Source organism: Pseudomonas sp. NBRC 111132 (assembly GCF_001320565.1).
GTDB classification, from domain to species: Bacteria; Pseudomonadota; Gammaproteobacteria; order Pseudomonadales; family Pseudomonadaceae; genus Aquipseudomonas; species Aquipseudomonas putida_P.
Genome location: NZ_BCBI01000044.1, coordinates 12419 through 29904, shown reverse-complemented (window position 1 = coordinate 29904; position 17486 = coordinate 12419). Strand labels below are relative to the sequence as shown.

Genomic DNA, 17486 nt, shown 5'->3' with positions numbered 1-17486 from the left:
CCCCGTTCATGCGCGCGTACAAAGCATGCCCCGCACGCAGGCAATGCGTCATGCACCCCAGGTTCAGGCATCATGTACCCAGCCCCATTCAGAAAGCTGAACCCGCCCAATGCCAGAATCCACCAACCCCAACCGAGCCATCTACGACCTGGACATGCTCCGCACCGTGGTCATGGTGGCCGACTGCGGCAGTTTCACCGCCGCCGCTGCACGCCTGCACTCCACCCAATCGACGGTCAGCCAGAAGGTGCGCCGGTTGGAGGAAATGGTCGGCCACCAGTTGCTCGACCGCAGCAACCGCGAGGTGCACCCGACCGATGCCGGGGAAACATTGCTGGGTTTCGCACGGCACCTGCTGGCAGTGAGCAGCCAGTTGACCGAAGCCATGTCAGGCGGGGTGACGGTTACCGTGCGTATCGGCCTGCCGGACGATTTTGTCGCGGGCAAGACGATGCAGGCGTTGGCAGCGTTCAATCGGCGTAACCCGACAGTGAAGCTGGAGATCACCGGTGGCCTGAGCCGGGATTTGATGAGCACCTACGACCGTGGCGAACTGGACCTGGTGCTGATCAAGCAGCGGCGGCATAGCCGGGAGGCCAATGCCTGCCAGCCGGAGTGCATCGAGTGGATCGACAGTGCGCAGTACCCGTGTTTTGCCCAGGATCCGATTCCGCTGGTGACCTTTCCGCCGCGGGGGCTGTACCGGGATGACATGATCGGTGCGGTCGAGGCGATGGGGCGCAGTTGGCGGATTGCCTTTACCAGTTCGAGCCTGGCAGGGATTCAGGAGGCGGTGGCCAATGGCCTGGGGGTGAGTCTGTTGCCTTCGCGCGTGGTGACGGCCAGGCATCGAGTTTTGGGGGCGCAAGAGGGGTTCAAGCCGATCAAAGTGTTTGAGGCGGCAATTTTCCATCGGCCTACGGCGGACCCGATGGTGATGGAGCTGGCTGAGATTCTGATTGGGATTTTGCGGGCTGAGGCAGAGTAAGCACGGGGCTGGAAACCAGCTGGGGCGATGAGGGCTGCCAGGCAGCCCATCACCGGCAAGCCAGCGCTGACCTCAACGGCGCAGCTCGTTGGCAAACTGCGTAGCCTTCAACCGCAATTGCGCAGGCCCGCCCCAGAATGCGCCGTGGCGCACGATCACGCGTTCATGGAGGGCTGCCGCCACCGCCGCCGCCGCATTCGGCGCCTTGAACAGCACGAAACTGGCCTCGTTGCCGACCTTCAAACCGTAGTCTTGTTTGCCCATCACTCCGGCGCTGGCCTCAGTGGCCATTTCCAACGCAACCCGCAATTCTTCGTCGGTGTTGAAGCCCGAGCGATAGCTGATCAGCATCGCCCGTTGCAGCATGTCGCCATTGCCATACGGCCACCAGGCATCCTGGATATTGTCGTTACCGGTGAACACCCGCACACCGCCTGCACGCAGGCGTAGCACAGGCGGGAAGGCGTGTTCGCCGGGTGCGTTGGTCATGATCGATACGCCGGCGCCGGCCAGCAGCTCGGCCGTGCGGTCGACCACCGCGTCGGATACATCGCCCAGGCCATAGGCGTGGCTGACTGCCACCAAGCCTTGCATGCCCAAGGCGGTGGTGCGCGCGGTGATGCGTTCAAGCTGGGCGATGCAGATGTCGCCGGGTTCATGCAGGTGGATATCGACCTTCACGCCGTGCCGGTCGGCAATGCCGAACACGATGTCCAGCTGCGCTTCGGCGTCGCCATCCAGGGTGGTTGGGTCGATACCGCCGACGACCTGCACACCTTCGCGTATAGCCGCTTCCATCACGTCGGCAGTGCCGGGGCAGGTCACCACACCGGCCTGGGGGAAGGCCACAAGTTCGATGTCTATCAGGTCTTTCCAGGTGTCCCGGGCTTCGAGCATGGCGCGCAAGTTGGTCAGGCCGGTGGTGGCGTCCACGTCCACATGGCAGCGCATGGCCACGGTGCCGTAAGAGGCGGCCTGGCGCATCAGCGCGTCGGCGCGCTCGAGGATCGGTGGGGCGCTGGCAAGTTCGCGTTTTTCCACGGCCAGGCGCTCACGCAGGCTGGCGACGGGTTGGTGTGGGCGCCAGCGGTCGCCGACGAAGCTTTTGTCCAAGTGGATGTGGCCGTCGACGAAGCCGGGGAGCGCCAGCAGGCCTTCAAGGTCGATGGTCTCGCGGGCGGGTGTGCTGGCGCGTTGCGGGCCGATGTGGCTGATGCGGCCGTTGCTTACGGCGATGTGCAGGGGCAGGCCATCGGCGTCGATGGCATTGATGAACTCACGGTCGTTCATGAACGGGCCTTTTTTACTGAGGCTTGGGTGACGTACCACGGTAGGGCGGATGCGGGTATGTCTCCAATTAATTATCAGGATCCTATGCAGTGCATTTCTGGATGCAGGCAGGGCGCGTCAGCCTGCATTAAAAAGCCCACTGAAGTCGATTTCGATAATTAACTTTCCAAGCCTTCGCTCTCGGCCCAGGATTGCCCACGGGACCCGCCCGCCGCCAGCTACGGCGCCTTTCAGGGCCGGTCGCCACACACAATAAAAACAAATGCCGTGTCGGAGTCCCCATGACCCATGATTCCAAGCTGCTGCGTGCCGCGCTGATTTTCATTGCCTGTACCTCCTTCATTGTTTGTGGTGTGCAACCCATCTTCATGGGGTTGGTCACCGAACAGCTCAGCCTGTCACTCGACCAGCAAGGTTGGGTGGTGTCGGTCGAGATGATTGGCATGACCCTGGGCACCTTGCTGTGCCCACTGTTGATGAAGCGCCACGGCGGGCGCGGCTTGTGTCTGTTCGTAGGTGGGCTGTGCGTGGCGCTTAGCATCGCCACGGCTTTTACCAGCAGCAACGCGATGTTGCTGGGCGTGCGCCTGGCGGCCGGCACCTGCGCGGGGCTGGTGTATGCCTATGCGGTGTCCACGTTGGGCCGCCTGCCCAATCAGGACCGTTCGTTCGGCCTGATGCTGTTACTGCAAACGCCGGAGTACTCGCTGTTTTCCGCAGCGCTGCCATTGCTTGCCGCGCAGAGTGGAACGGTAACCGCCTTGTGCGCGTTTGGCCTGTGGTACCTGTTGATCTGCGGCGCCAGCCTGGTGCTGCCGCGTCGCCCGGCAGTTTCGTTGGCCAATGACGAAGGTTCGCCCGCCCAGGGTGGTTCGGCGCGTACGGGACGCACTGCACTGGTGGGCATGCTGTTCATGCAGATCGCCATCTATTGCGTGTGGGGCTTCATCGACCAGCTGGCGCGAGACCAGGGTATCGAAGGTGTCGACATTGGCTGGGCATTCGGCCTGTCTGCCATTGGTGGCCTGCCTGGGGCAGGGCTGCCGAGTTTGCTGGGCGCGCGGGTAAACCGGCAGTTGATGATTGCCGTAGGCTTGGTGGCAGTGTTCATTTCCATTGCCATGCTCACCGGCCATACCCGCACACCGATGCAGTTGTTCGTGGCGCTGTTACTGATCAACTTTGGCTGGGTGCTGTCGTTGTCGTACTACATGGCGCTGATTACCACCAACGACCCGACCGGCAAGCTTACGCCGCTGGTCAGCATTACCTTGATGGGCGCGGCGGCCGTGACGCCTGCGCTGATTGCCTTGTTGGTGGAAGGGTCCAATCAACAACTGATCTTCTTGCTGGGGACGGGGGCGTTGGTGATTGCTTTTGCGGTTACCTGCCTGGGGGCCGGGGTTAGAGGTGTGCGTAGAAAGGCTGTTTACTGAGCGTTCGCGGTTGAGGCTGCGCCGCAGCCCCAAGGTGCATGACGATTGGCGCAAGATCATGCATCCGAGAACAAGTCGAACATCAATTGTCGAAGCCAGCGGTTGGCCGGGTCCTTGTTGTACCGCCCATGCCAGAACAGGTTGATTTCGATGTTCGGCAATGCCACCGGGGGTGGCATAACGCTCAACCCGAACGGTGCCTCGCAACTGGCGGCAAACCGCTCTGGCACCGTTGCCAACAAATCACTGTGCTGCAGGATGTGCCCCACCGCCACGAAGTGCGGCACTTCCAGGCGAATGTTGCGCACCACCCCAGCCCGCGCGTAATACGTGTCGACCTCGCCATGCCCGGTATTGGCCGCCACTACATTCACATGCTCGAAGCTCATGAAGCTCTCCATGGTCAGGGGCTGCTGCGTAGCGGGGTGCCCTTTACGGCACAGGCACACATAGCGATGGTGAAACAGCCGCCGTTGAAAGAACCCCGCCTGCAGATGCGGTAACAGGCCAACCGCCAGCTCAATAGTGCCGTTCTGCAGCCCTTCGGCCAGGGTGTCAGCCGAGTTGCGCAATGTGCTGATGGTGCAGCCGGGCGCCAGTGCGGCAAACGCGTCCATCAGCTTGGGCATGAAGTAGATCTCGCCAATGTCGGTCATAGCCATGGTGAAGCGGCGATTGCTGGTGGCCGGGTCGAAAGTGTCCTGCCGGCTGAATGCGTCGCGTAGCGTTTGGATGGCTGTGGTAATCGGCTCCGCCAACTGCAGGGCGTAAGGAGTGGGCTCCATGCCCTGGTAGGTGCGCACGAACAACTCGTCCTGCAGCACAGTGCGCAGGCGCTTCAGGGCATTGCTCATCGCCGGTTGGGTCAGGCTCAGGTTTTCGGCGGCGGTCGAAACTTTGCGGTCGATCAGTAGCTGGTTGAAAACCAGAAGCAGGTTCAGGTCTAGATCGCGTAAATCCATGATACCTCTCAGGTATTGGTCGAGACGCGATGGGTATTGTTTTCAGGGTTTATCTGCGTCCGAATGCAACGCTACCGGAAACGAGACTCACTGGGTATGCATAAACAGTATTCATACCCGAAATAGCCACTATTCGAGTGGCTGCATATCAGCCGTGTCGCGCCTTGGTCATGATGGATCGCGCTAGCCAATTTGGGGGCATGCCCCATCCATAACAACTACAAGAGCGATGCCATGCGAAATATCAATGCAGCGGCCCTGCTGGAACGGGCCCGGTTCAATGCCTTTCACGCGCGTTTACTGTTCTGGTGCGCGCTGATCATCATCTTCGACGGCTATGACTTGGTCATCTATGGCGTGGTACTGCCATCGCTGATGGCCGAATGGGGCCTGAGCGCGGTACAGGCGGGGGCACTGGGCAGTTGCGCGCTGGTCGGGATGATGGCGGGGGCGCTGTTCTTCGGTTCGCTGTCGGACCGGATCGGGCGGCGCAAAACCATCATGACCTGTGTCTTGCTGTTCAGTGGCGTCACGGCCTTGAATGGGTTGGCCACTTCACCCGAAACCTTCGCGCTGTGCCGCTTTGTTGCCGGGCTGGGGATCGGCGGTGTCATGCCCAATGTGGTTGCGCTGATGAACGAGTACGCACCCGGCAAGATGCGCAGCACCTTGGTGGCGATCATGTTCAGTGGCTATTCGCTGGGCGGCATGCTGTCGGCTGGGCTGGGCATGCTGTTCATTCCCCAGTGGGGCTGGCAGGCGGTGTTCTATGTGGCTGTGATACCGCTGTTGCTGCTGCCGTTGCTGATCCATCAATTGCCCGAGTCCATGGACTTTCTGTTGCGCAGCGGTCAGGCCGAACGCGCCAAGGTTTTGCTGGCCCAGGCCACATCAGACTATTTGCCGGAGCACGATGACCAACTCAGCTTGGTCGCTACGCGGGCTGGGAAAGTGTCGATTCGGGAGATTTTCAGTGAAGGGCGGGTGGTAAACACGCTGACGTTGTGGGCGGCATTCTTCTGTTGCCTGTTGATGGTTTATGCATTGAGTTCGTGGCTGCCAAAGTTGATGAGCAGTGCGGGCTATGGGCTGAACTCAAGCCTGGCATTTTTACTGGTGCTCAACTCGGGTGCGATCGTTGGGGCGATTGCGGGTGGCTGGCTGGGTGACCGTGTGGGTATCGCCAACGTGTTGCTGTGCTTCTTCGCCTGCGGTGCGCTGTCGCTCAGCCTGCTTGCGCTAAAGGCGCCCGTGGCGGTGCTGTACCTGCTCATCGCCGTGGCTGGCGCTTCTACCATTGGCACGCAGATTTTGGCCAATGCCTGCGCGGTGCAGTACTACCCGCCACACATCCGTTCCACCGGACTTGGGTGGGCAATGGGTATAGGGCGGCTGGGGGCAATCGTCGGGCCGGTACTGGGCGGGGTGCTGCACAGCGCGAATCTGCCTTATCAAAGCAGTTTCCTGGCGTTTGCCATACCGGGCGCCATTGGCGCCGTCGCCATTCTGCTGTTTATCCGGCGTCAGGTTGTGGCAACGCGAAGCCGGGGCGTTCAGCGAGTTATCGGCTGAGGAATATTCAGGTAGGTGATGGCGTTTATGGGTTTGGCGATATTTATCAATGGTCTGCCAGCAGTAATGATCGGCTCACTCCAATAACAATCAGCCCCGAGGTACCTTGCAATGCAACAGGCTACTGCACTTGAAGTTTCCATTGTTGGCGGTGGTATCGCAGGTGTCGCACTTGCGCTCGATCTTTGCCGCCATGCGCACTTGAACGTCCAACTGTTCGAATCGGCTGCGGCCTTCGGTGAAGTAGGCGCAGGCGTCTCTTTTGGTGCCAATGCGGTGCGTGCCATTGCCGGATTGGGCATTGCCGAGCCCTATGCCAGGATCGCCGACAGCACGCCGGCACCTTGGCAAGATGTGTGGTTCGAATGGCGTGATGGGCGTGACACGCAATACCTGGGCAGCAGTGTGGCAGAAGGGGTTGGGCAGTCGTCGGTACACCGGGCTGATTTTCTCGATGCGCTGGCCAGCCAGTTGCCGCCGGGCATCGCCCAGTTCGGCAAGCGTGCGCAGCAGGTCGAGCAGGTGGGGGAGCGTGTGCGGGTGTGCTTTACCGATGGCACGGAGCATCACTGCGACGTGTTGATTGGTGCCGACGGCATCAAGTCATCCATCCGTGACCACGTGCTCGACGGCCTGGGTGTTGCGCGGGTGGCGCCGCGTTTCAGTGGCACATGCGCCTACCGTGGGCTGATCGACAGCGCGCAGTTACGTGAAGCCTGTTGGGCGCGCGGCGTGGGTGAGCACTTGGTCGATGTGCCGCAGATGTACCTGGGGCTCGACGGCCATATCCTGACCTTCCCGGTCAAACAGGGGCGGTTGATCAATGTGGTGGCGTTCGTGTCGGACCGCAGCCAGCCGAATCCAGCCTGGCCAAGCGATGCGCCTTGGGTGCGTCAGGCAAGCCAGGCCGAAATGCTCAAAGCGTTCGAGGGCTGGGGTGATGCGGCGCAGGTACTGCTGGAGTGCATCGCCACGCCTTCCCTATGGGCACTGCATGATCTTGCTGAACTGCCGGGGTATACCCACGGCCGAGTGGGGCTGATTGGTGATGCTGCTCACGCCATGCTGCCGCATCAGGGCGCGGGGGCCGGCCAGGGGTTGGAGGATGCCTGGTTGCTGGCACGGTTGCTGGCCGACCCGAATGTGCTCGGTAGCCCTGTGCAGGCAGTGCTTGAGGCGTATGACGCGGTACGGCGACCGCGTGCTTGCCGGGTGCAGCGCACCTCATGGGAAGCGGGTGAGCTGTATGAGTTCCGTGACCCTGCCGTGCTGGACGATCCGCAGTTGCTCGGCAAGGTGCTGGGCGAGCGGTTCGATTGGTTGTGGAACCATGATCTGCAGGATGACCTGAAACGCGCCCGTCAATTGTTGGGGTTGCAGGTGCAGGCTGCCTGAATGGCAGGGGGCCGTGGTGCCAGGCGTTACAACGCATTTCGCGCCTTGCCCCGGTATACCCGCAGCACATCCGCCATCACCGCCAGCGCAATCTCCGCTGGCGACTTGCTGCCCAGGTCCAGCCCGATAGGCATGTGCAGCCGTTCGATCTGTTCGTTCGTCAAGCCGCCAATCCGCTGCAACCGCTCGGCGCGGCGGGCTGATGTGGCTACCGAGCCCATGGCGCCGATGTAGAACGCCGGCGTATGCACCGCCTCCATCAAGGCCAGGTCATCGATTTTCGGATCGTGAGTCAGCGCCACCACGGCCGTAGCGGCATGGCAACCACCCGCCGCGATGAACAGCGAAGGCAGTACCCGGTGCATCTGTACGCCTTCTATCTCGACACTCGCCATCTCCTCGCGCGGGTCGCAGGCAATGACCTCGCAGCCCAGCGTGCGAGCGATATCGGCACAGGCCTCGGCGACCGGCGACAGCCCGGCCAGCACCAGCCGCAAAGCGGGGCCGATACCGATGTGCACGGCGCCGTCGTCCATGCGCACGGCAACGCTATTGTCACCATGCAGGCTGACACTACCCGCCGGCAGACAGACCTTGCGCGTCACCCGTTGCTGGCCCAGCAGCGCCCCGCGAAGGGCCTGCAGATGCTCCAGCCACGCGCCATCTGCCTGCCGCCGCTCTACCAGCACCACCAGCACGCCGCCGCAGGGCAGGCGCAAGCGCCGGCTCTGCTCGTGCCCGTCGCCATAGCGCATTACCTGTGCCGGCTGGGTGAATGCACCGTGCGCCAGGCTGGCGAGGAACTCCTCTTCCACGCAGCCGCCGGACAAAGAACCGACCCACTCATGCGCGCTGCGGCAGGCCAGCATCGCGCCGGGCGAGCGGGGGGCCGAGCCATAGGTGGACAGCACCGTGCACAGCCACACCGTATCGCCGGCACGGGCCCATTGCAGGGCTTTGTCGATTACCTGCAGGTCGAGATGCTGCATGTTCCGCTACCTCGCTCGTATCGTGTCAGCCCAGCCGAAAAAGCCGCGCAATGGCCCAACGTCTGTGGCAGTGTTGGGTATCTGGCCAGCCCCACAGGGACCGACATGCAAACTCGCAAAACCGGTGTTCGCGCCCAGCAGGCCGACCGCACCCGGGACAACATTCTCAAGGCTGCCGTGAAGGTCTTCAGCAAGGAAGGCTTCACCGGTGGGCGCATCGAGCAGATCTCCACGCTGGCCAAGTCCAACGACCGGATGATCTATTACTACTTCGGCAGCAAGGAAAAGCTGTTCATCAGCGTGCTGGAGCACATCTACGCCAGCTTCAACCAGGCCGAAGCCAAGCTGCGCCTGGACCTCGCCGACCCGGAACAAGCCCTGCGCGAGCTGGTGGCGTTCATTTGGGACTACTACGTGCGCCACCCCGAGTTCGTCACCATCCTTGCCACCGAAAACCTTCACCAGGGCCAGCACGCGCGCAAGTCGCAAAACCTCAGGGCGCTGTCCGGCGAGGCGGTCGGCGTGCTGCGGCCGATCATCGAGGCCGGCCAGGCCAAGGGCCTGTTCCGGGACGACATCGACATCACCCACGCCTACCTGATGATTGCCTCGCTGTGCTACTTCTATAACTCCAACCGCCATACTCTCAGCTCGTTCCTGGCCGTGGACCTGGCCGACAAGCAGGCCAAGGCCGACTGGCTTGCCTTTATCAGCGACCTTGCCTTGCGTGGCCTGCGCCGCTGAACCTCAGTGGCTGCCGGGGTTGGCGCGTATTTGCGCGGCCTTGGCCGCCAGCCCTTGCCAGGCGGGCTTGTCGGCGGCAAAACGCTGGCGCAGGTAGGCCGCCAGGTCGGCTACCTGACGGTCCGACAGGCTGTCCTTGAAGCCGGGCATGTAGCCCAGGTCGGGGGTTGCCGGGGTCGCAATGCCGTGCAGCACCACGCGCAGCAGGTTGTCCGGCAGGTCGCTGTGGACGTTGCTGTTGACCGCCATCGACGGGCTGACACCAAACAGTTTTGGCCCCAACCCATCGCTGTGGCAGGCCATGCATGCGCCTTTGAAAACCCGCTCGCCGTTGCTCAACGACACTTGCGTGTCCGCCTGAGGCGCGGCCTTGGCCACCTGTGCCTGTGGCTCACCATCGAGTGAGCTGAGGTAATGGGCAATGGCCCGCACATCGCTTTTGGGCAGGGTGGCCAGTTCGCTGACCACCGGCCCCATGGGGCCGGCCGCCACGCCGTGCTTTTCCGAAAAGCCGGTGCTCAGGTAGCTGAACAGTTCATCTTCGCTCCACGGCGTCGCTGACTTGCCCAGGGCGTTCAGGGCCGGGGCTTCCCAGCCATCGACCATGCCGCCGGCGAGGTAGCTGCTGCCGGCTTTTTCGGCACCCATCAGGTTGCGCGGCGCGTGGCAGGCCGTGCAGTGCCCCAAGCCGTCGACCAGGTAGGCACCACGGTTCCACTGTTCGCTGCGTTGCGGGTCGGGCTGGTATTCACCGCGTTGCAGAAACAGCGCGTTCCAGCCGGCCATCAGTGGCCGCTGGTTGAACGGGAAGCGCATCTGGTTGGCCGGCGCTGCCTGGCGTACCGGCGTTTGCGACATCAGGTAGGCGTACAGCGCTTGCATGTCGGCGTCGTTGATGTTGCGAAACGAGGTGTAGGGAAAGGCCGGGTACAGGTGCCGGCCATCGCGGCTGATACCCTCGCGCATGGCCCGCTCGAAGGCGGCGAATGACCAGCGGCCGATGCCGGTTTCCGGGTCGGGGGTGATGTTGGTGCTGTACAGCGTACCGAAGGGCGTGTCCATTGCCAGCCCACCGGTATTCACCTTGCCGCCGCTGACCGTATGGCACACGGCGCAGTCGCCGGCCGCTGCCACCTGGCGCCCGCGTTCGAGCATCGCGGCGCTCCAGCTGCCGGCGCCAGGCGGGGTTACCGGGGCGATTTCGGCACGCCAGGGCAGGGCGGTGGCAAGCATGCCCAAGGCGGCACCGAACACCCCGGCGAGCGAGCCGAACCACCATTTGGAGCGTTTGGTCGTCGGCTGCGCTGGCGCGGGCGCATCAGGCCCCTGGCCTTCACCGCCGAGGGCGGCACGCACCCGTTCGGCCGTGATCGGCAGTTCGCGAAAACGAATGCCGGTGGCGTCGAAAATGGCATTGGCGATGGCCGCCGCGCTGGGTACCGAGGCCGACTCGCCACTGCCCATTGGCGGCTCGTGCTGGCGGGGTAGCATCATCACGTCGATAGCTGGCAACTCGGGGAAGGTCAGGATCGGGTAGCCACCCCATTCCTTGCTTGCCACCGTCGACTCCTCGAAGCTGACCTGCTCCTTGAGCACCCGGCTGGTGGACTGGATGACGTTGCCGTGGATCTGGTGACGCACGCCCTCGGGGTTGACCATCATCCCGGCATCGTGACCGATCACTACACGGGTGACGGCGACTTCACCGGTGCGCCGGTCTACCGCGACATCCGCCACCCATGCCGCCCAGGCTGCGCCGAAGCCGGGGAACTTGCTGTGGATGTAGCGGGCATAGGCAAAACCTCTGCCGCGCAGTACGTCACCGTCGGCCTGCGCCTGCCTGGGCTGGGTATGTGGCTGCCATTGAGCACGTTCGGCGGTGGCCTTGACCAGGTCGATGGCGCGCGGATCGGACAAGTGCTTGAGGCGGTATTCGACCGGGTCGACGGCTGCGGCGAAGGCCAACTCGTCGATGTACGATTCGTGGGCGAAGCTGTTGGGCATGGCCGACACTCCGCGCATCCACGAAGCGCGCACCAGTGGCGTCATGTCGTTGATGGTGACGCGCATGTGTTCGTAGTCATAAGGCGGGATCGAGGTGCGGTCGCCCATTTCGAACAGTGCCGGCACCGGCTCCACGGCGCCGGTCAGCAACAGGGCCAGGGTAGGTGCGCCATTGGACGGGTAGCTGGTCTGGAAGTCGTAGGCGGCCACGCTGCCGTCGGCGTTAAGGCCGCCGTCGATCTCCATCAGTTGCGCGGTGCCCTTGGGCTCCCAAACGTGTTCCTGTTCACGGGTCAGCTGCACTCGCACTGGGCGCTGCACCGCACGCGACAGCAGCACCGCATCGGCACACACGTCATCGGCGCAATTGCGGCCATAGCAGCCGGCGGCCTCCATGCGGATGATCTCGATGCGCGCTTCGTCGCACGCCAGCAACCAGGCCAGGTCGGCGCGCAGCAGGTGCGGGTTTTGCGTGCCGGACCACACGCGGATCGGCCCCTCGGTGAAGTCGGCCAGCGCGCACGACGGGCCGATCGAGGCATGCAACTGGTAGGGCCACAGGTAGCTGCGGCTCAGGCGCTGGCTGGCGTTGGCGAGGCCACCGTCCACATCGCCCTGGTCCAGCACCGTGCGCTGCACGCGTGGGTTATCGCGGATGGCCTGGGCGATATCGCTTAGGTCAGGCAGCTTGCCTGTGAATGGCTTCCAGCTGATTTTCAGCTCATGGGCTGCACGGATCGCTTGCTCTTCGCGCTCGGCCACCACGCCGACGAAATCGCGGATGACCACCACGGCCACCACGCCAGGTATGTGGGCGATGGAGGACTCATCCACCGCCAGCAGGCTGTTGCCGACGAAGTCGCCGCTGTCGTGGCCGGCGTAGGGCGGGCGGATCACCCGGCCGTGAAGCATGCCGGGCAGCCGCATGTCGTGCACATAGGTCAGCTCGCCGGTGGCCTTGCCGGGGATATCTACCCGTGCCGTGCTGCGCCCGACCAGGCGGTAGTCCTCGATGGCTTTGAGCGGGGCGTCGTCGGCAATAAACAATTGATGATTTTCACCCTGCACCAGTTCGGCAAAGCTCAGCGTGCCGCCGTTGCTGCCGATAACGGCGCCGTCTTCAATGCGCAGCGCTTCGGGCGCGCAGCCAAACCGTTGCGCGGCCTGTTGCAGCAGATGGCGCCGCGCCGTCGCGGCGGCCTTGCGCAGGGGCACGGCGGAAATCTGCAGGGTGGCGCTGGCGATGGTCGCGCCCTGGTTCGGTGCCCGCTCGGTGTCGCCCAGCACCATGTGCACCTGGTCCATACGCAGGTCAAGCTCTTCGGCGACGATCTGCGCCAGCGAGGTGCGGATGCCGGTGCCCAGGTCGACGTGGCCGTTGAAGGCGTAGACCATGCCGTCGTCGCTGACGGCGATGAACAACGCCAGCTCGCGCTCCTTGACCACAGGTGTCACGCCCTTGGCCACGGGGCCCGAGGGCGGGGTGATGTGGTCGACGATCAGCAGTACGCCGGTCTTGGCCAGCAACTGGTCGCGGCTGGGCACCTGTTGAGAGTGGTTCATGCTTTTCTCCGGGTCTCGGCGGCGCGGCGCACGGCGCGCAGGATTTCGACGTGGGTACCGCAGCGGCACAGGTTGCCGGACAGCTCGTTGCGAATCTGTTCGTCGGTGGGGTCGGGAATGCGGTCGAGCAGGGCCTTGGCGGTCATGATCATGCCGTTCATGCAGTAGCCACACTGGGCCGCCTGTTCGTCGATGAACGCCTGTTGCACGGGGTGTGGCGCAGCCTTGTTGCCCAGCCCTTCGAGGGTGGTGATGTCGCGGCCTGCAGCGCCGGCCAGGGGGATGACGCACGAGCGTGCGGCCACGCCGTCGATGATCACCGTGCACGCCCCGCATTCGCCCAGGCCGCAGCCGTACTTGGGGCCATTCAGGCACAGGTCGTTGCGCAGGATCAGCAGCAGCGGGGTGTCGGGCATGGCGCTGACGTCGACCGGCTGGCCGTTGATCCGCAGGGAGATGGTTGTTTGCATTGTTGGCTCATCTCTGGAGGTTGCTTGCGCTACCAAAGGACTCAAATGGTGCGTGAGTTTCGGTAAGTACTCACTACATGAAGTGAGTGAGCAAGAAGCAGGCCAGGGATGAATTCAGAGGGAGGGTGCAGCCTTGTTTCGGAGTGCAGGGAGGCCTGTGCAAGCGGCCTTGTGTCGCGAAAGGCCGCTTGCACAACCGGTCAACCCGCGCTGTCGTCGCTGTCGATCATCTTGCGCAGCAGGTACAAAATGGCCACGCGCTCACCGGCATTGAGGCTGCCCATGCTCAGTTCGCTGATCTGCCGGGCGCAGGGGATCATTGCATCGAGCAATGCCGCACCGCTGGCGGTGAGTTCGACGATGACCTTGCGCCGGTCGCCCGGGTCGGGCGAAAGCTGCACCAGTTCGCGTGCCTTGAGGCGCTCGACGATGCCGCGGATGGTGGCCTGGTCCACAGCGGTGGCTTTGATCAACTCGGCCTGGGAGCTGGGGCCGTGGTCGCGCAGGGCGCACAGGGTGACGAACTGAATCGAGGTAAGCTGCGGGTCGCAGGCCTGCTGCTGGAAAATCGCCGTGTGCCGCTGATAGGCCTTGCGCAGCAGGTGGCCGACCTGTTCGGTGACGTCGTAGGGGGTGGTGTCGAGCGGGGCGCTGCTGGGTGTGGTTTTGTTCGGCATAGGATGGCTTGGGCTGGTGGAAAGGTGCTGGCCGGCCGCCAATAGCGGAGCGCCCGGCCAGTATAACCCCTATCGCGCGCGCGACTCCTCTGGTGCGACTACATCGCCCGCCAGCACCACGGCCTTGTCATCCAGGTAGATGTCGCAGTTGCGCAGTGGGATGTCCAGGTGGCACGGGGTCTTGCGTTTGCCGCCGACCTCGGTGTTGGGGCCGGTGGAGAACAGGAAGTTGCCGTAGAACGCACGGGCATCCATGCACATGCCGTCGTTGCGGTCGTGCAGGCCCATGGCTGTCCACTGCGCGCGCGGCTGCAGGCCCCAGCCGATGTGCGAGATGCCGTACACCTCGGGGTCATTGAAGTACTTCATGTAGTCGCGCAGGTACTCGGCCTCGAAACCGCCATGGATGCCGGTGATGAAGCCTTTTTCGATCTCCAGGGTAATGCGCTCGCGGCAGTAGTTCTTGAACGGCAGGATGATGTCACCCACGTCCAGCACCAGCGTGCCCTCGGCGCTGTCCTCGTTCGGCCAGGTGAACAAAAAGCCGCTGGGCCAGTGGTCCCAGCGCCCCGGCTCGTCGGCATAACCGTACTCGGTCACGGCCGGGTACTGGCCAAGCGGGGCGTGGAAATCGCTGCCGGCCTTGGACCGTACATGCAGGCTGCGCGCCTGCTTCAGCAGGGTTTCGGCGGCCAGTACCCGACGTTTGTCGTCTTCGCTCGGCAGCATGCGCGCCAGCACTTCTGGCGGCTCCACGGCCAGCAGGATGCGCGTGCCGGTCTTGAGGATCTGCTCCTGCTCAGGCGAGTGCAGCAGCATCATGGTGTCGACCACCAGGTCAGCTGCCTCCAGCGCCCGCTGCGCCGCCAGGTTGCCGGTGAGCGCGGTGTCGCCGCAGTAGGCGGTCATGTCGTTGCCCATGGCGGTCGGGTGGTTGAACGCCGGCAGCTCTACCGCATACACCTTGGCCTTCAGGCGCTGCGCGGCCTCCATTGCGGCGTTGACCGTGCGCGGGTCGGAGTAGTGGCTCTTGAGCACGGCCACGCTTTGCGTCTCGTCCACGCGGGACAGCTTCAGTACGTGCTCGAACATCTGGGTCAGTTGTGCATTGCTCACCGGCATCGGGGTTCTCCTGGTGGCGTTGACGGGGATGCACCGGGGCGGTGCCTGGCGCTTCATCTCGGTGCAAAGTAATAGTGTGTACACCCTACTTTTGCAGATGAAAGCGCATCCCGCCGGCAAGCGCAAGTGCTCTCTAAAACGTTACCTATCCACACATTTGCTCAACGTTTGCGGTAACAATCTGCCATTTATCGTTTCGGTCAGGTGTTTGAAAAATATTTTCAAGAACCTCTTTCCAAAAATCATTTACAGCGTATACGCTCTAAATCGTCAGGCGGTCGAACCGCTGGCCACACATCAGAACAAGAGGAGAGATACCCATGCGGGGTAGGCAGAAAATCGCAATCGTCGGTGCAGGTCTGGGTGGGGCAGCCGCCGCCACGTTGCTGCAGCAGGCCGGGTTCGATGTCGAGGTGTTCGAGCAGGCGCCAGAGTTCACCCGCCTGGGGGCGGGCATTCATATCGGCCCTAACGTGATGAAGATCTTCCGCCGCATGGGGCTGGAGCAGAAACTGGAACTGATGGGCTCGCACCCGGACTTCTGGTTCAGCCGCGATGGCCACAGCGGCGATTACCTGTCGCGCATCCCGTTGGGCGAGTTTGCTCGCCGCGAGTACGGCGCCGCCTACATCACCATCCACCGTGGCGACTTGCACGCGTTGCAGATCGAGGCGATCAAGCCGGGCACCGTGCACTTTGGCAAGCGCCTGGAAAAGATCGTCGACGAAGGCGACCAGGTCCGCCTGGACTTCGCCGACGGCACCCACACCGTGGCCGACATCGTCATCGGTGCCGACGGCATCCACTCGAAGATCCGTGAAGAGCTGCTGGGTGCCGAAGCGCCGAACTACAGCGGCTGGGTGGCGCACCGCGCGCTGATCCGCGGGGTGAACCTGGCGCAGCATGCCGATGTGTTCGAGCCTTGCGTCAAATGGTGGTCCGAGGACCGCCACATGATGGTCTACTACACCACCGGCAAGCGCGACGAGTACTACTTCGTCACCGGTGTGCCGCACGAAGCCTGGGACTTCCAGGGCGCGTTCGTCGACAGCAGCCAGGAAGAAATGCGCGCCGCCTTCGAAGGCTACCACCCCACCGTACAGAAACTGATCGACGCCACCGAATCGATCACCAAGTGGCCGCTGCGCAACCGCAACCCGTTGCCTTTGTGGAGCCGTGGGCGCCTGGTGCTGCTGGGCGACGCCTGCCACCCGATGAAGCCGCACATGGCCCAGGGCGCGTGCATGGCCATCGAGGACGCGGCCATGTTGACCCGCTGCCTGCAGGAGGCGGGGCTGTCCGACCACCGCACCGCGTTCGCGTTGTACGAGGCCAACCGCAAGGAACGGGCATCGCAGGTGCAGTCGGTTTCGAACGCCAACACCTGGCTCTACACCCAGGAAGACCCGGCTTGGGTCTATGGCTACGACCTGTACGGGCAGCAGCTGAAAAGCGGGGAGGCGGCATGAGCACCTTCGTCGCCGGCGGCAACGTCAGCGCCAATGGCATCCGCCAGCATTACCTGCGCTATGGCGGCAAGGGCCATGCGCTGATCCTGGTGCCGGGCATTACCAGCCCGGCGATCACCTGGGGCTTCGTCGCCGAGCGCCTTGGGCAGCACTTCGACACCTATGTGCTGGATGTGCGTGGGCGCGGCTTGTCTTCAAGCGGCCCGGAACTGGATTACGGCACCGACGCTTGTGCCGCCGACATCCCGGCCTTTGCCGCAGCGCTGGGCCTGGACAGCTACCACCTGGTCGGGCACTCGATGGGCGCGCGCTTCGCCATTCGCGCGGCAGCCCGAGGCGCACCGGGGCTGCAGCGGCTGGTACTGGTCGACCCACCGGTGTCCGGGCCGGGCCGCCGCGCCTACCCGAGCAAGCTGCCGTGGTATGTCGATTCGATCCGCCAGGCCACGGTTGGCATGAGCGGCGATGACATGCGTGCCTTCTGCGCTACCTGGAGCGACGAGCAACTGGCGCTGCGTGCCGAATGGCTGCACACCTGCTACGAGCCGGCGATCGTGCGCGCCTTCGACGATTTCCATGAGGTGGACATCCACCAGGACCTGCCCACCGTGCGCCAGCCGGCGCTGCTGATGGTGGCCGGGCGCGGCGGGGTGATCGAGCCACGCGACATTGCCGAAATCCGCGAGCTCAAGCCGGATACCCAGGTGGTAACGGTAGACAACGCTGGCCACATGATCCCTTGGGATGACCTTGAAGGTTTTTTTGCCGCCTTTGGCGATTTCCTCGACCAACCCCTTGTCTGACG

15 protein-coding genes are annotated in these 17486 nt (G+C 63.5%); 8 read left to right on the top strand and 7 right to left on the bottom strand.

The features are described 5' to 3' along the window. Positions 1 to 109 precede the first annotated feature (109 nt). A complete protein-coding gene (locus tag APH35_RS19715) occupies positions 110 to 988 on the top strand; it encodes a LysR substrate-binding domain-containing protein (RefSeq protein ID WP_012273197.1) in 879 nt (292 codons plus the stop codon). A gap of 72 nt (positions 989 to 1060) precedes the next feature. Here the strand turns inward: APH35_RS19715 and APH35_RS19710 are convergent, their stop codons facing one another. Next, entirely contained in the window at positions 1061 to 2278 is a 1218-nt protein-coding gene (locus APH35_RS19710; RefSeq protein WP_060515325.1) for an amidohydrolase family protein, read from the bottom strand. A 281-nt stretch (positions 2279 to 2559) separates the two neighbouring features. On the opposite strand from APH35_RS19710, the gene APH35_RS19705 reads away from it, so the two are divergent. Further along, positions 2560 to 3714, top strand: coding sequence for an MFS transporter (locus APH35_RS19705; RefSeq protein ID WP_060492756.1), 1155 nt, complete (start codon positions 2560 to 2562; stop codon positions 3712 to 3714). Between the two features lie 56 nt (positions 3715 to 3770). Here the strand turns inward: APH35_RS19705 and APH35_RS19700 are convergent, their stop codons facing one another. Next, positions 3771 to 4676: a LysR family transcriptional regulator gene (locus APH35_RS19700; protein ID WP_060515324.1), complete on the bottom strand. Its 906-nt coding sequence runs from the start codon at positions 4674 to 4676 to the stop codon at positions 3771 to 3773. Between the two features lie 234 nt (positions 4677 to 4910). Between APH35_RS19700 and APH35_RS19695 the strand changes: the two genes are divergently transcribed. Together APH35_RS19695 and salA are read left to right on the top strand one after the other, a co-directional pair. Further along, positions 4911 to 6248, top strand: a complete 1338-nt coding sequence (locus APH35_RS19695) for an MFS transporter (protein ID WP_060515323.1) — start codon at positions 4911 to 4913, stop codon at positions 6246 to 6248. Positions 6249 to 6359: 111 nt separating this feature from the next. After that, entirely contained in the window at positions 6360 to 7643 is a 1284-nt protein-coding gene (salA, locus tag APH35_RS19690; RefSeq protein WP_060515322.1) for a salicylate 1-monooxygenase, read from the top strand. A 26-nt stretch (positions 7644 to 7669) separates the two neighbouring features. Here the strand turns inward: salA and APH35_RS19685 are convergent, their stop codons facing one another. Continuing rightward, positions 7670 to 8632: an XdhC family protein gene (locus APH35_RS19685; protein WP_060515321.1), complete on the bottom strand. Its 963-nt coding sequence runs from the start codon at positions 8630 to 8632 to the stop codon at positions 7670 to 7672. Positions 8633 to 8737: 105 nt separating this feature from the next. On the opposite strand from APH35_RS19685, the gene APH35_RS19680 reads away from it, so the two are divergent. After that, entirely contained in the window at positions 8738 to 9376 is a 639-nt protein-coding gene (locus tag APH35_RS19680; RefSeq protein WP_012273190.1) for a TetR family transcriptional regulator, read from the top strand. Positions 9377 to 9379: 3 nt separating this feature from the next. Here APH35_RS19680 and APH35_RS19675 read toward each other — a convergent pair whose 3' ends face one another. The 4 genes from APH35_RS19675 to APH35_RS19660 form a co-directional block, all read right to left on the bottom strand. Then, on the bottom strand, positions 9380 to 12943 hold the full coding sequence (locus APH35_RS19675) for a molybdopterin cofactor-binding domain-containing protein (protein WP_060515320.1): 3564 nt from the start codon (positions 12941 to 12943) through the stop codon (positions 9380 to 9382). Beyond that, positions 12940 to 13413: a (2Fe-2S)-binding protein gene (locus APH35_RS19670; RefSeq protein WP_012273188.1), complete on the bottom strand. Its 474-nt coding sequence runs from the start codon at positions 13411 to 13413 to the stop codon at positions 12940 to 12942. Before APH35_RS19670 ends, APH35_RS19675 begins: the two co-directional genes overlap by 4 nt. A gap of 200 nt (positions 13414 to 13613) precedes the next feature. Next, positions 13614 to 14090, bottom strand: a complete 477-nt coding sequence (locus APH35_RS19665) for a MarR family winged helix-turn-helix transcriptional regulator (protein WP_012273187.1) — start codon at positions 14088 to 14090, stop codon at positions 13614 to 13616. 69 nt (positions 14091 to 14159) lie between these two features. Beyond that, a complete protein-coding gene (locus APH35_RS19660) occupies positions 14160 to 15212 on the bottom strand; it encodes a 2,5-dihydroxypyridine 5,6-dioxygenase (protein WP_012273186.1) in 1053 nt (350 codons plus the stop codon). On the opposite strand from APH35_RS19660, the gene APH35_RS29080 reads away from it, so the two are divergent. Genes APH35_RS29080 through nicD form a run of 3 tightly spaced genes read left to right on the top strand, consistent with a single transcriptional unit; the run spans position 15199 to position 17484 of the window. Then, a complete protein-coding gene (locus APH35_RS29080; protein ID WP_177335380.1) occupies positions 15199 to 15543 on the top strand; it encodes a hypothetical protein in 345 nt (114 codons plus the stop codon). The two genes, APH35_RS19660 and APH35_RS29080, sit on opposite strands and share 14 nt — an antisense overlap. Next, positions 15533 to 16681, top strand: coding sequence for a 6-hydroxynicotinate 3-monooxygenase (nicC, locus tag APH35_RS19655; protein ID WP_060515319.1), 1149 nt, complete (start codon positions 15533 to 15535; stop codon positions 16679 to 16681). The genes APH35_RS29080 and nicC overlap by 11 nt, the downstream gene beginning before the upstream one ends. Beyond that, entirely contained in the window at positions 16678 to 17484 is an 807-nt protein-coding gene (nicD, locus tag APH35_RS19650; protein ID WP_012273184.1) for an N-formylmaleamate deformylase, read from the top strand. The genes nicC and nicD overlap by 4 nt, the downstream gene beginning before the upstream one ends. The last annotated feature ends 2 nt before the right edge of the window (positions 17485 to 17486 follow it).

Bases quoted from the DNA above. Each gene is read 5' to 3' on its own strand.
- APH35_RS19715 (WP_012273197.1), top strand. From the start codon at position 110: ATGCCAGAATCCACCAACCCCAACCGAGCCATCTACGACCTGGACATG.
- APH35_RS19710 (WP_060515325.1), bottom strand. From the start codon at position 2,278: ATGAACGACCGTGAGTTCATCAATGCCATCGACGCCGATGGCCTGCCC.
- APH35_RS19705 (WP_060492756.1), top strand. From the start codon at position 2,560: ATGACCCATGATTCCAAGCTGCTGCGTGCCGCGCTGATTTTCATTGCC.
- APH35_RS19700 (WP_060515324.1), bottom strand. From the start codon at position 4,676: ATGGATTTACGCGATCTAGACCTGAACCTGCTTCTGGTTTTCAACCAG.
- APH35_RS19695 (WP_060515323.1), top strand. From the start codon at position 4,911: ATGCGAAATATCAATGCAGCGGCCCTGCTGGAACGGGCCCGGTTCAAT.
- salA (WP_060515322.1), top strand. From the start codon at position 6,360: ATGCAACAGGCTACTGCACTTGAAGTTTCCATTGTTGGCGGTGGTATC.
- APH35_RS19685 (WP_060515321.1), bottom strand. From the start codon at position 8,632: ATGCAGCATCTCGACCTGCAGGTAATCGACAAAGCCCTGCAATGGGCC.
- APH35_RS19680 (WP_012273190.1), top strand. From the start codon at position 8,738: ATGCAAACTCGCAAAACCGGTGTTCGCGCCCAGCAGGCCGACCGCACC.
- APH35_RS19675 (WP_060515320.1), bottom strand. From the start codon at position 12,943: ATGAACCACTCTCAACAGGTGCCCAGCCGCGACCAGTTGCTGGCCAAG.
- APH35_RS19670 (WP_012273188.1), bottom strand. From the start codon at position 13,413: ATGCAAACAACCATCTCCCTGCGGATCAACGGCCAGCCGGTCGACGTC.
- APH35_RS19665 (WP_012273187.1), bottom strand. From the start codon at position 14,090: ATGCCGAACAAAACCACACCCAGCAGCGCCCCGCTCGACACCACCCCC.
- APH35_RS19660 (WP_012273186.1), bottom strand. From the start codon at position 15,212: ATGCCGGTGAGCAATGCACAACTGACCCAGATGTTCGAGCACGTACTG.
- nicC (WP_060515319.1), top strand. From the start codon at position 15,533: ATGCGGGGTAGGCAGAAAATCGCAATCGTCGGTGCAGGTCTGGGTGGG.
- nicD (WP_012273184.1), top strand. From the start codon at position 16,678: ATGAGCACCTTCGTCGCCGGCGGCAACGTCAGCGCCAATGGCATCCGC.